Origin of the sequence: Rhizobium sp. Leaf384, from assembly GCF_001424065.1 — a bacterium.
Taxonomy (GTDB): domain Bacteria; phylum Pseudomonadota; class Alphaproteobacteria; order Rhizobiales; family Rhizobiaceae; genus Ferranicluibacter.
Map to the genome: position 1 here is coordinate 180223 of NZ_LMQE01000007.1, position 12395 is coordinate 192617.

The window sequence follows — 12395 nt, forward strand, 5'->3', positions numbered from 1 at the left end:
GTGCGCCGAGATGCAGACCCGGCGACCGACAGTCCCGGTCGCCCGCTCTCCTGCCCCAATCGCCGATAGCTGATCGCCGATGTTCGCGCTATCGGGTCGCATCGGGCGCGGGCATCAGAAATCCTCCCATGTCTCCTGAAGCGCCGTTGCGCCGACGGCACCGCGCGTGTTGGCACGGACCGCTGCACGGGCGGCTTTGGCATGCCACACCGGTAGCGGCGCGGCGTGGTGAGGTTTCCCCCGTTCGTCGACCTTGAACTGCCGGATCAGGGCGAACAGGGCATCCGCCTCGCCCGCAAGCGCGTGGCTGGCAGCCGTCGACTCTTCGACCAGCGCGGCGTTGCGCTGCGTTCCCTGATCCATGGTGTTGACCGCCGTGTTGATCTCCGCAAGCCCGGTCGCCTGCTCCCGCGAGCCCTCGACGATGGCGGAGACGTTCATGTTGATCTCGTGAACCTGCCCGACAATGACCTCCAGCGCCTTGCCGGTCTGGCCGACGAGCACCACGCCCGTCTTGACCTGCTCGCTCGATGTGTTGATGAGCGACTTGATTTCCTTGGCAGCCTTGGCGGAGCGCTGGGCGAGCTCGCGAACCTCCTGGGCGACGACGGCAAATCCCTTGCCGGCTTCCCCAGCCCGCGCCGCCTCGACGCCGGCGTTCAGCGCCAACAGGTTCGTCTGGAAGGCAATGTCGTCGATGACCCCGATGATATTCGAGATCTCGCGCGACGAACTCTCGATCTGCCCCATGGCAACGATCGCCGTCTTCACCACCTCCCCCGACTGCTCCGCGTTGGCCCGCGTATCCGCCACCAGCTTGCCCGCCTCGGCCGCTCTGCGGCTGGAGTCGGCGACCGTCTGCGTGATCTCTTCGAGAGCGGCTGCCGTCTCCTCGACGGAGGCCGCCTGCTGCTCCGTGCGCTTGGCGAGATCGTCGGCGGCCGACCGCATCTCGTTCGCGCCGGAGGCGATGGCTTCCGCATTGGCCCCGACGGAGGCCATGGCCGACTTCAGACGGCCGGCCGCACTGTTAAAATCGGACCGCAGCTGATCGAGCGAAACGATGAAGGCCGTATCGATCGTATGGCAGAGATCACCGGACGCGAGCAGTTGCAGTCCCTTGGCCAGCCGCTGGACGTTCTCGACGCGCCCGGTAATGTCGGTGGCAAATTTGACGACCTTGAAGACGTGGCCGTCCTCGGCGAAGATCGGATTGTAGGACGCCTGGATATAGACCTCCCTGCCCCCCTTACCGATCCGCTTGAACTCCTCGGCGACGAATTCGCCGGCCCGAAGCCGGTCCCAGAAGGCGCGGTAATCGGCGCTGCCGGCATAGGTGGCATCGCAGAACATGGCATGGTGACGCCCCTGGATCTCAGGCAGCGTGTAGCCGAGCGTCGTCAGGAAATTTTCGTTCGCGGTGATGACGTTGCCTTGCGGCGTGAATTCGATGACGGCCTGGGCGCGCGAGACCGCCGCAAGCTTGCTGGCATCCTCCACGGCTTTCAGCCGGATTGCCGTGATGTCGGTCGCGAACTTGACCACCTTGTAGGGCTTGGAACCGCGGAAAACCGGATTGTAGGAGGCCTCGATCCAGACATCCCGCCCACCCTTTGCGATCCGCTTGTACTGGCGCTGATCGAAATCGCCGGCCCTCAGCGAGGCCCAGAAGGCGCTGTAGGCTGGCGATGCGGCCTCTGCGGGATCAACGAACATGCGGTGGTTCTTGCCGATGATTTCGGGCAGGGTATAGCCGAGGGTCTTACAGAAGTTTGCATTCGCATCCAGAATCGTGCCCATCATATCGAATTCGATAATTGCCTGCGATCTGTTCATAGCCGCCATTGTCGCAGCCGCGTTCTGACGTCTGGAAAATGAAAATCTCATGCCGAAGTCCTTTGCATCTGAGGATCACGTCGATCTTCGAGCCGCCGCCGGACCGGATGAAAAAGCCACCACGACAATCCGGCATGTCTCGGGACGGGCAAAGCTCCGCCCTCGAAAAGCCTGGATGAGATAGAATGATCGATCCACTGCAGCCTGAAGTGCAGTCACCGACAACATCAGATCGTGCATGCGCCTAAATTAGGATAAAATACATAAAAGTCTCTTAATGTAGGTAAGATTTGAATGTATTTTGGCCTAAATGCGCAAGATGACGCCATCGCTTTTCGGCGCCTGCCGGGTGTGGGAACCGGATGCCGTCACTGCGCGATGGGACCCGTCCCGGACGCGGGTCGGCGTGATGGTCAGGCGATCAGACGCCGGCGCAAGGCCTCGACGATCGCCTGCGTCCGATTGGTTGCGCCGAGCTTCTTGACGGACGACTTGATGTAGCTGTTGACCGTGTCGTTCTGGAATCCGGTCTCGACGGCGATCGCCTCGCTCGTCAGGCCTCGGCTGGCGGCTTCCAGGCATGTGAGCTCACCTTTGGTCAACCCGATCTGATCGGCGGCGAAGCGGTCCATCAGCGGTTTCGTGACCGCGGTATGGATCAGCTCCGAAACGAGCGCCAGAAACCGGATTTCCGCCGCCGTGAAAGGCGTCGACCGCGTGTAGCAGATCGCGCCATAGACCACGTCATTGCGGAAGATGGGAACCAGCGTCCGATTGTGGACGCCGAAGGTCCGCTGGAGATAGAGCAGGCGTTGCGGCGGCTCGTGGCGTGCGTAGACGTCCTGCTCGACGACCACCGTTCGCGCGTTCCGGCTGGCCTGTATGAACGGATCGCTGCAGCGAAGATTGTCCGCGACATAGGTTTCCAACAGGGCCGGCGGAAGATCCGTGTCGATGGAGAAGCCGGCCCCGAACCGGTAGTGGTCCACGTCGAGGCCGCTGATGACGATGTAATCGAATGGCACAGCCAGCCGGAACCTGTCGACAAGGTCGTTCCGGCCGAAGAACCGATGCTTGGGCACGGATCTCAGGTCGGCATAATCGTCGAGCGCGTTCGGCTCGATAATCGACAGTGGGCTTACAGGCATTTGCCTCTCGCAACTCCAGGATAAACACACTTTTGGTGGTAGAATATGAACAAAACCTTAACCGCATTCGCTGTCATCGTCCATCGCGGCGTTTCCGTCCTGCGCCGCCGGCGGTCTGGGCCGGCTCTGGCGAGACGGCAGGAGAAAAACGGGAGGGAAAAAGGTTTCCTTGAACGACAAAACCGGCCGAACATGTTCGGCCGGTTCTGGTCTGCTCTCGCGGATAGCGGTCAGGCAGCGTAACGCTGATGGGCGTGTGAAGAGTTGCCAGCCAGCGTGAAGTGGGAGATGAGTTCGCGCAGACGTGCGCTTTCTGTGGCCAGCGTGCTGCCGGCGGCACTGGTCTCTTCGACCATGGCCGCGTTCTGCTGCGTCACCTGGTCCATCTGGTTGACGGCGATGTTGACTTCGGCAAGGCCGGTCGACTGTTCGCGCGCCGAGGTGGCGATGGCTTCCATGTGGCCGTTGATCTCGACGACATGCGCCTCGATGGTCTTCAGCACCTCGCCCGTATCGCGAACCAGCTTCACGCCGTTCTCGACTTCGGCCGTCGAATTCCGGATCAGATCCTTGATTTCCTTGGCGGCCTTGGCCGATCGCTGCGCCAGTTCGCGCACTTCCTGTGCGACCACCGCAAAACCGCGACCTGCCTCCCCTGCCCGGGCCGCTTCCACGCCGGCATTGAGCGCCAGCAGGTTCGTCTGGAACGCGATCTCGTCGATCACGCCGATGATCGAGGAGATCTGGCTGGACGAATGCTCGATGCGGCCCATGGCCGTGACGGCTTCGGCCACGACTTCGCCCGAACGCGACGCACTCTTGTTGGCGTGCACGGCAACTTCGCGCGCCTCGTTGGTGCGCATGGAGGACTGGCCGACATTCGCCGTGATCTCGTCGAGCGCCGCTGCGGTTTCCTCCAGCGAGGCGGCTTGCTGCTCGGTGCGACGCGACAGGTCGTTGGCGCTTTCGCTGACTTCGCGGGCCCCGTTGTCGATCTGGTCGGCAGCAACGGCAACGGCTGCCAGCGTTTCGTTGAGCTGGGACACCGCCGCATTCAGATCGTGGCGCAGGGCTTCGAAATCGGGTGCGAAGGGAACATCGAGCCGGAAGGAGAGATCGCCGGCCGCCAGACGCCGCAGACCGTCTGCAAGGCTGGAGGTCGCCTGATCGAGCCGGGCCTGGGCGGCACGTTCGGCGTCCGCTGCGAGACGCTCACGGTCGGCCTCCGCCGCACGGCGCAGGGTTTCTGCCTGGCTCTGCAGATCCTTGTTCGAAACGGCCGCGGCACGGAAGACCTCGACGGCGCCCGCCATCTGGCCGATTTCGTCGGTGCGCTGCGAATACGGAATGGCGCTGTCGGTATCGCCTTTCGCCAGACCGGTCATCGCCGTGGTGATCGAGCGGATAGGACTTGCAATGCCCCGCAGCACGTAAAGCGTGGACACGATCAGGAGCGTCGAGACGACACCGATGAGGATGAAGGTGATCATCCGCGCTTCGGCAGACGTGTCATGCATCCGCTTCGTTGCGTCGGTGACCTGCGCCGTGTTCTCGGCAATCAGTTCGTCGAGGCCGGTCTGGGCGGGAACGATGATCTCCCCCATCGACTCCAGCATGTTGTTGGCCTGCTGGTAATTGCCGACCTTGGCCAGCGTGATCATGTTGTCGCCAGCCTTGCCGTAGGCGTCCAGGCTGTCGGTCACCTTTTTCAAGAGCGCCCGCTCGATGTCGGAGCCGACATAGGGCGTGTAGACCTCGACGGAATGGGCGATGCGGAGCCGCGCCTCGCCGAGCAGCGTCTCGGCCTTCTTCGTTGCTTCCGGCGTCAGAGCTGCAAGATACTGGAAGTAGCCCAGCCGCATGGACACGAGTTCGATGCGAATATCCTTGACGGCGGAAACGGCAGGAAAGACTTCCGTCACGACATTGTCGGAAATCGTGCGCGTCTTGGACAGCGACTGCAGCGTGACGGCGGAGAACACCGCCGTGAGGGCGGCAATAGCGGCAAAGATCGCGATAAGCGATGTGCGAATAGATGGCCTCGTCACGAAACACCTGTGCTGAACAAGCGCCTCCGCCCCGCCATCATGACGCGGGAAGCGCAACGGAACCGCCCCACATCGCGGCCATTCCATGTTATCGGACGAAAGCATTAAGGTCACGTAAACAATGAATTACTAATATAATGCAATCAGGCGGTTGCATCCGTTTGTTGCTGTGTTGGTCCCGGTAGAACAAGCCGCGAGGGCAGCAGAGACCCCGACCCGGAACTGTCCTGCGGCCAGAGCCCCTAACCCCGCGCGTCGGCAAACCACCGCAGGTCTGATGGCTGAAGATCGCGACAAGCAATCACCAAGATATTCATACTTTCTAAGCAATTAATGTCTAATTCTTAAATCAGGCAGCGGCATGTGGCGGCCATGCCTGATCTACGGGTCGGGCCGTCAATCATTGGAGATATGAATGTTGAGCTTTCCTTCCGGGGCAAATGCTAAAGCTATTCTTGAAGCCATGAGCAAATCCCAGGCCATCATCGAATTCAAGCTCGACGGCACCATTCTGACGGCAAACGAGAACTTCTGCCAGCTGGTCGGCTATGCACATGCCGAACTTGTCGGCAAGCATCACAGCCTGTTCATCAGCCCCGACGAAGCCTCCGGCAACGCCTACCACGCCTTCTGGGCAAAGCTGGCACGCGGCGAGAACGAGCGCGGCCAGTACCGCCGTCTCGGAAAAGGCGGCAAGGAAGTCTGGCTCGAGGCGTCCTACAATCCCGTCTTCCGCCGTGGAAAACCCGTCAAGGTCGTCAAGTTCGCCGTCGATATCTCCGAGCAACGATTGAAGAGCGCGGAAGACGCCGGACGGCTGGAGGCCCTGTCTCACGTACAGGCGGTCATCGAATTCACCGTGACGGGCGACATCATCACCGCCAACGAAAATTTCCTGAAGACGCTCGGCTACCAGCTGTCGGAAATCCAGGGCAAACATCACGCGATGTTCTGCGAACCGGCCTTTACGGCAAGCGACGCCTATCGGCAGTTTTGGGCGCAGCTTGGAGACGGCAAGCCCCGGAGCGGCGAATTCCTGCGCCTCGGCAAAGGCGGCAAGAAGATCTATATCCAGGCGTCCTACAATCCGATCTTCGACCTGAACGGCAAGCTGCACAAGATCGTGAAATACGCAACCGATGTCACCGCGCGTGTCGAGAATGTCGATCGACTGGGGGTCTCGCTGCAGCATCTGTCGGAGGGAGACCTGACGAAGGCGATCGAAACGCCCTTCCTGCCGGAACTGGATCGGCTGCGGACCGACTTCAATGGCGCCTGCACCAAGTTGCGCACGACCATGGCATCGATCGCGGGAAATGCGGCTGCCATCGCCGCGGCCTCTCAGGAGATCCAGTCGGCGTCGAACGACCTGTCGCGTCGCACCGAACAACAGGCGGCGTCCGTCGAGGAAACGGCAGCCGCGCTCGAGGAGATCACGACCACCGTCAGCGATTCCAGCCAGCGCGCCGAGGAAGCCGGCGACCTTGTCCGTCGGACGAAAGAGAGCGCGGAGCATTCGGGTCACGTCGTCGAGGAAGCCGTCCGTGCCATGGGCAAGATCGAGCAATCGGCCGGCGAGATCGGCAGCATCATCGGGGTGATCGACGAGATCGCCTTTCAGACCAATCTGCTGGCGCTGAATGCTGGCGTCGAGGCGGCCCGCGCCGGGGATGCCGGCAAGGGCTTTGCCGTCGTGGCGCAAGAAGTGCGCGAACTGGCCCAGCGCTCGGCAAAGGCGGCACGGGAAATCAAGAGCCTGATCGCCACATCGAACGGCCACGTGCAGAACGGCGTGGCCCTCATCGGCGAAACCGGCAAAGCTCTGAAACAGATCGTGGACGAGGTGGTTCACGTCGATACGAATGTCATCGCGATCGTCGAAGCATCGCGTGAACAGGCCGTCGGTCTCAAGGAGATCAACACGGCGGTCAATGCCATGGACCAGGGAACGCAACAGAATGCCGCGATGGTCGAGCAGACCACGGCTGCAGCGCACGGGCTTGCCCGGGAAGCACAGCAACTCTTCCAGCAACTCTCGCATTTCAACATCGGATCCGCGACGCCGGACCGCCGTGCCCATCCCGCACCGGCCGTGTCATCGCCGACCACGAAGCCCGTCACGCTCGTTCCGCATGCCAAGCCCGTCAGAAGCGCGCCTGCCCCGGCATTTGACGGCAACGCCGCCCTCAAGACGGAGAGCTGGGAGGAATTCTGATCCGCGCCCATCCCCGGCCAAAGCACCATTTCCGCCGCAACCGGAATGTGTCCTCGCACCGCCGAGCAAACCTCCTGAAAACGCAGATCGGGGCCGAACGATCATCCCAAAAATAGGGTAAGCCGTTGCGGAATCGATATTTCCGCTTCATCACGTGCTTGCATCCGCACCCAACCTTTGGTTAAGTGAGGTTTAAGCTCTTACACGCCGGGACCGCTCATGCCAGCCTGGATCTTTTCGTGCGAATTCTCTTTCCTCGGATGGGCGGCGCGTCGCCCGGAGGAAGTCTCTCGTTTCGCTCCGACATTGCGCATCATTGCTCTTTTCCTGGCGTTTGTTCTTTCCCTGGCCCTCTGGGCCCTGATCATCGCCGGTATCCTGTGGCTGCTGCCCTGAGGGACAACCTGCGAGCAGAGTTCGCATCGTGCGGCGAAAGACGCATTGGCAGCACGCCACGGGACATGGCATGACGGGCACTGGAAGGCGCTGGACGGACGCTGGACGGACGGGGCGCCAACGGACCGGAGAACGACATGACCGACACATTCAGGGCCATGATGATCGACACCGTCGATGGTCGCCCGCAGGCTGACATCCGCGAGATCTCCCAGGCCGACCTGCCCGATCACGATGTTCTCGTCGAGATTGCCTATTCCACGCTCAACTACAAGGATGGTCTGGCGATCACCGGCAAGGGCAGGATCGCACGGCGAACGCCCATGGTCGCCGGCATCGATCTGTCGGGCACGGTGGTCTCTTCGCGCGCGCCGCAATGGAAGCCCGGCGATCAGGTGATCCTCAATGGCTGGGGCCTGTCAGAGACCGAGTGGGGCGCGTTCACCCGCTTCCAGCGCGTCAAGCCGGAGTGGCTCATTCCCCTGCCCGCCGCATTTTCCTTGCAGCAGGCGATGGCCATCGGCACCGCCGGCTATACCGCGGCCCTGTGCGTCGATGCTCTGGAGAAATGGGGCACGATAACCCCCGGTGGCGGCGATGTTCTGGTCACCGGTGCCGCGGGCGGCGTGGGTTCTGTTGCGGTCTCGCTTCTCGCCGCACGCGGATACCGGGTCGTTGCCTCGACGGGCCGCCCCGAAACAGCAGACTACCTGACATCGCTCGGCGCCCACGACATCATCGACCGGGCCGCGCTTGCCGAAAAGGCAGGCCCGCTCCAGAAGGAGCGCTGGGCCGGAGGGGTCGACTCCGTCGGATCGACCACGCTCGTCAATGCTCTCGCCCAGACCGTTCGCGGCGGCGCCATCGCTGCCTGCGGCCTTGCCGGTGGCGCGGATCTGCCGGGCACGGTCATGCCGCATATCCTGCGGGCGGTCACGCTCATCGGGGTCGACTCGGTCTATGCGAGCCGCGATCAGCGCCTCGCCGCCTGGGATCGGCTTTCCCGCGATCTCGACCCCGCCCGGCTTGACAGCATGACGACGGTTGCGCCCATGTCCGATCTCCCGGCGCTTGCCGAGGCCATCGTCGCAGGCCGCATTCGCGGACGCGTGGTCATCGACGTCAGCGCCTGAGGCGCGCATCGACCCTTGCGCTATCTCTGCTTCAGGCGGAGGTGCGGACGAACCCTTTGCTCGCAACCATGAGGTTGCGGGTATACTCCGCGTCGATCCGGCCCGCGACCAGATCCGCCGCACTCAGCCGCTCCACAACCTTGCCGCTGCGCATGACGGCGAGCTGGTCGCACATGTGCGTCACGACACCGAGATCGTGGCTGACCATCAGGAAGGTGAGCCCGCGGTCGCGCTGGATCTGCTCCAGAAGATTGAGCACCTCGGCCTGCACCGAAGCGTCGAGCGCCGATGTCGGCTCGTCGAGGAGCAGGATGGACGGCTCGACGATCAGCGCCCGGGCGATCGCCACGCGCTGCCGCTGCCCGCCGGAAAGCTGGTGCGAGTAGCGGAACCGGAAGCCGGTCCCCAGGCCCACCTCGTCCAGCGCACGGGCAATCCGCGCTTCGGCATCGGACAGGCCGTGGATCGCGAGCGGCTCCTGCAGCAGGCGATCGATCGTCTGGCGCGGGTGCAGCGAGCCGTAGGGATCCTGGAACACCATCTGGACGTCCCGATAGAACGCCTTGTCGCGCCGGCGCGGCGCCAACGTGCGGCCATTGACCTCCAGCCGACCGGAGGCAACCGGTGCAAGGCCGGCGATCGCGCGCAAGAGCGTGGATTTGCCGGATCCGGACTCGCCGACGAGACCGTAGGATTTTCCCCTGTCGACCGCGATGCTGACGCCGTCGAGCGCCTTGAAATCCTCATAGATGACGGTGACGTCATGCGCAGATACGGCAGTGCTCATCGGGCCCACTCCGGCTTGCGGTCGAGGACGGGCAGCGGATGCCGGTCGCCGCCAATTTCCGGCATGCAGGACAGCAGCCCCTGCGTATAGGGGTGGCGCGCATTGCGCAGGTCGGCCGCAGCGATCTCCTCCACGATACGGCCTGCATACATGACGATCACCCGGTCACAGAAAGAGGAGACGAGCCGCAGGTCGTGGCTGATGAAGATCAGGCCCATGCCCCGCTCGGCCACCAGCCGGTCGAGAATGGCGAGCACCTCGAGCTGCACCGTGACGTCGAGCGCCGAGGTCGGCTCGTCGGCAATCAGCAGTTCCGGCTCGGCGATCAGCATCATCGCGATCATGGCCCGCTGCCCCATGCCGCCGGATACCTCATGTGGATGCAGGTCGAAGACGCGGGCCGCATCCCGGATCTGCACGGCCTCGAGCATGGCGATCGCGCGCGCCTTCGCCTCGGAGGCGCTGATCTTGCGATGGGTCCGCAGCGTTTCCACGATCTGGCGGCCGATGGTCATCACCGGGTTCAGCGAATATTTCGGGTCCTGCAGGATCATCGCCACGCGGTTTCCGCGCAGTTCCCGCCGCTCACGCGGCGACGCCTCCAGCAGATCGATCCCGTCGAAGGAGAGCGTTTTCGCCGTGATCCGTGCCTGCGGTGGCGTCAGCCCCATGATGGCACGGCCGGTCTGGGATTTTCCCGAGCCGCTCTCGCCGACGATCCCCAGGCGCTCGCGGCCAAGCGAGAACGACACGCCGCGCACGGCCTCCACCAGGCCGGCACGCGTGGGAAAGCTGACGCGCAGGTCGTCGACGGTCAACAGCGGGCTCATTGTCCGGCCTCGCGCGGGTCGAGCGCGTCGCGCAATCCATCGCCCAGAAGGTTGAAAGCGAGGCTGACGAGCAGGATCGCGATGCCCGGCATGGTGGCGACCCACCACTGATCGAGAATGAATCGTCGGCCGGACGCGATCATCGCGCCCCATTCCGGCAGCGGCGGCTGGGCGCCGAGACCGAGAAAGCCGAGGCCGGCCGCCGTGAGAATGACCCCCGCCATGTCGAGCGTGATGCGCACGATCAGCGATGACAGGCACATGGGCATCACGTGCAGAAGCACGATGCGCAGCGGCGACGCGCCCATTAGCCGGACCGCAGCGATGTAATCCGCATTGCGCACGGTCATGGTTTCCGCCCGGGCGATGCGCGCATAGGGCGGCCAGGACGTGACGGCGATGGCAAGAACCGCGTTTTCGATTCCCGGCCCGAGCGCGGCGACGAGCGCAAGCGCGAGGACAAGTTTCGGGAAGGCAAGGAAGATGTCCGTGATCCGCATCAGCACGGCGTCGATCCAGCCGCCCGCATAGCCGGCGACGGCCCCGACGATAAGGCCGATCGGCGCGGCGATGACGGCCACGAGAATGATGACGAACAGCGTCAGACGAGAGCCGTGCAGCAGCCGCGACAGGATATCGCGCCCCTGCTCGTCCGTGCCGAGCAGGTAGCCCGGCGAGCCCGGCGGAAGCAGACGCGCGCCTGCAAGATCGCCCGTGACCGGCGAGTGCGGCGACAGAACGCCGGCGAAGATCGCCATGAGAATGAGAACAACGAGAATGCCGAGGCCGAGCAGCGCCAGCCGGTTGGCCGAAAACCGTCGCCAGGTCATGTAAGCCCGGCCAAGCCGCGCCTGCATCCGCGATTGCGGCCGATCGGACAGAAGCCAGTCGCGCCGGCTGAGGGGGGCGGAAGGTACAGCCGTCATCGCGCGCGTGTCCTCGGGTCGAGCGTCCGATAAAGGATATCGGACAGGATGTTGATGGCGATGAAGATCGAGCCGATCACGATGGTGCCGCCGAGCACGGCGTTCATGTCGGCATTCTGCAGGGAATTGGTAATATAGAGCCCGATGCCCGGCCAGGCGAACACGGTCTCGGTCAGCACGGAGCCCTCCAGCAGGCTTGCATAGGACAGCGCGATCACCGTCACCAGGGGTACGGCCGCGTTGCGCAGCGCATGAAACCAGATGATCCGCGTCTCCGAGAGCCCCTTCGCCCGTGCCGCAACGACATATTCCTGCGACAGTTCGTTCAGCATGAAGTTGCGCGTCATGCGGCTGATGTAGGCGAGCGAGACATAACCAAGCAGGCTTGCCGGCAGGATGATGTGGCGGAAAACGTCGCGGAAGACGTCCCACTGCCCCTGCCAGAGCGAGTCCAGCAGAAAAAGCCCCGTCGTCGGCGTAAACGTGTACTCGTAGACGACATCGATGCGCCCGGGAAAGGCGACCCACCGAAGCTGCGCGTAGAACAGGAGCAGCGACAGGAGCGCCAGCCAGAAGATGGGCACGGAATAGCCGATCAGACCGACGATCCGCACCGCCTGGTCGACCAGGCTGCCGCGCTTGACGGCAGCGAGAACGCCGAGCGGCACGCCGATAAGGCTCCCGATCAGCGTTCCCAGGGTTGCCAGCTCGAACGTTGCCGGCAGGACCCGGCGGATATCGGTCATGACGGGATTGGTGGTAAGCACCGACGTCCCGAAATTGCCCTGCAGCGCATCACCGAGATACCGGAAAAACTGCTGGTAGAGCGGCAGGTTCAGCCCCATCTCCTCGCGCACCCGCTCGACCACGTGAGCCGGGGCCCGATCGCCGAGAACGGCAAGCACCGGGTCGATCGGAATGACCCGGCCGATGAAGAACGTGACCGCGAGAAGGCCGAGATAGGTGGTGACGATGACCACGAGGAAGCGAGCGACGATGGCCGCCCGCCCCCGCGCCCGGGCGCCTCGCGAGCGCCCGGCCACCATCTGCGACGTTTCGGGAAGAGTCATGCGGAC

The 12395-nt window shown here is 63.5% G+C and carries 10 protein-coding genes; 3 read left to right on the plus strand and 7 right to left on the minus strand.

The features are described 5' to 3' along the window. Window positions 1-114: 114 nt before the first annotated feature. From ASG25_RS16605 to ASG25_RS16615, 3 genes are all read right to left on the minus strand, one after another. On the minus strand, window positions 115-1845 hold the full coding sequence (locus ASG25_RS16605) for a PAS domain-containing methyl-accepting chemotaxis protein (RefSeq protein WP_156379811.1): 1731 nt from the start codon (window positions 1843-1845) through the stop codon (window positions 115-117). Window positions 1846-2249: 404 nt separating this feature from the next. Further along, entirely contained in the window at window positions 2250-2984 is a 735-nt protein-coding gene (locus ASG25_RS16610) for a LuxR C-terminal-related transcriptional regulator (RefSeq protein ID WP_062476370.1), read from the minus strand. Window positions 2985-3214: 230 nt separating this feature from the next. Continuing rightward, the gene (locus ASG25_RS16615; protein ID WP_062476373.1) at window positions 3215-5032 is read right to left on the minus strand and encodes a methyl-accepting chemotaxis protein; all 1818 of its coding nucleotides are present in this window, start codon (window positions 5030-5032) and stop codon (window positions 3215-3217) included. Window positions 5033-5447: 415 nt separating this feature from the next. Here ASG25_RS16615 and ASG25_RS16620 point away from each other — a divergent pair, with 415 nt between their 5' ends. The 3 genes from ASG25_RS16620 to ASG25_RS16625 all read left to right on the plus strand — a co-directional run bounded on the left by ASG25_RS16620 (window position 5448) and on the right by ASG25_RS16625 (window position 8776). After that, window positions 5448-7247, plus strand: a complete 1800-nt coding sequence (locus ASG25_RS16620; protein ID WP_062476376.1) for a PAS domain-containing methyl-accepting chemotaxis protein — start codon at window positions 5448-5450, stop codon at window positions 7245-7247. Between the two features lie 219 nt (window positions 7248-7466). Further along, the gene (locus ASG25_RS22835) at window positions 7467-7643 is read left to right on the plus strand and encodes a hypothetical protein (protein ID WP_156379788.1); all 177 of its coding nucleotides are present in this window, start codon (window positions 7467-7469) and stop codon (window positions 7641-7643) included. Between the two features lie 137 nt (window positions 7644-7780). Further along, window positions 7781-8776, plus strand: a complete 996-nt coding sequence (locus ASG25_RS16625; protein WP_062476379.1) for an MDR family oxidoreductase — start codon at window positions 7781-7783, stop codon at window positions 8774-8776. A 31-nt stretch (window positions 8777-8807) separates the two neighbouring features. Here ASG25_RS16625 and ASG25_RS16630 read toward each other — a convergent pair whose 3' ends face one another. The 4 genes from ASG25_RS16630 to ASG25_RS16645 are packed head-to-tail and all read right to left on the minus strand — an operon-like array spanning window position 8808 to window position 12389. Continuing rightward, entirely contained in the window at window positions 8808-9563 is a 756-nt protein-coding gene (locus ASG25_RS16630) for an ABC transporter ATP-binding protein (protein ID WP_062476381.1), read from the minus strand. Continuing rightward, window positions 9560-10393: an ABC transporter ATP-binding protein gene (locus ASG25_RS16635; protein ID WP_062476384.1), complete on the minus strand. Its 834-nt coding sequence runs from the start codon at window positions 10391-10393 to the stop codon at window positions 9560-9562. The genes ASG25_RS16630 and ASG25_RS16635 overlap by 4 nt, the downstream gene beginning before the upstream one ends. Further along, window positions 10390-11319, minus strand: a complete 930-nt coding sequence (locus ASG25_RS16640; protein WP_062476389.1) for an ABC transporter permease — start codon at window positions 11317-11319, stop codon at window positions 10390-10392. Before ASG25_RS16640 ends, ASG25_RS16635 begins: the two co-directional genes overlap by 4 nt. Continuing rightward, window positions 11316-12389, minus strand: a complete 1074-nt coding sequence (locus ASG25_RS16645) for an ABC transporter permease (protein WP_062476394.1) — start codon at window positions 12387-12389, stop codon at window positions 11316-11318. Before ASG25_RS16645 ends, ASG25_RS16640 begins: the two co-directional genes overlap by 4 nt. Window positions 12390-12395 lie beyond the last annotated feature (6 nt).

What these genes read in the sequence shown, in the direction of transcription:
- ASG25_RS16605 (WP_156379811.1), bottom strand. Translation starts at nt 1,845, where the DNA reads ATGGCGGCTATGAACAGATCGCAGGCAATTATCGAATTCGATATGATG.
- ASG25_RS16610 (WP_062476370.1), bottom strand. Translation starts at nt 2,984, where the DNA reads ATGCCTGTAAGCCCACTGTCGATTATCGAGCCGAACGCGCTCGACGAT.
- ASG25_RS16620 (WP_062476376.1), top strand. Translation starts at nt 5,448, where the DNA reads ATGTTGAGCTTTCCTTCCGGGGCAAATGCTAAAGCTATTCTTGAAGCC.
- ASG25_RS22835 (WP_156379788.1), top strand. Translation starts at nt 7,467, where the DNA reads ATGCCAGCCTGGATCTTTTCGTGCGAATTCTCTTTCCTCGGATGGGCG.
- ASG25_RS16625 (WP_062476379.1), top strand. Translation starts at nt 7,781, where the DNA reads ATGACCGACACATTCAGGGCCATGATGATCGACACCGTCGATGGTCGC.
- ASG25_RS16630 (WP_062476381.1), bottom strand. Translation starts at nt 9,563, where the DNA reads ATGAGCACTGCCGTATCTGCGCATGACGTCACCGTCATCTATGAGGAT.
- ASG25_RS16635 (WP_062476384.1), bottom strand. Translation starts at nt 10,393, where the DNA reads ATGAGCCCGCTGTTGACCGTCGACGACCTGCGCGTCAGCTTTCCCACG.
- ASG25_RS16640 (WP_062476389.1), bottom strand. Translation starts at nt 11,319, where the DNA reads ATGACGGCTGTACCTTCCGCCCCCCTCAGCCGGCGCGACTGGCTTCTG.
- ASG25_RS16645 (WP_062476394.1), bottom strand. Translation starts at nt 12,389, where the DNA reads ATGACTCTTCCCGAAACGTCGCAGATGGTGGCCGGGCGCTCGCGAGGC.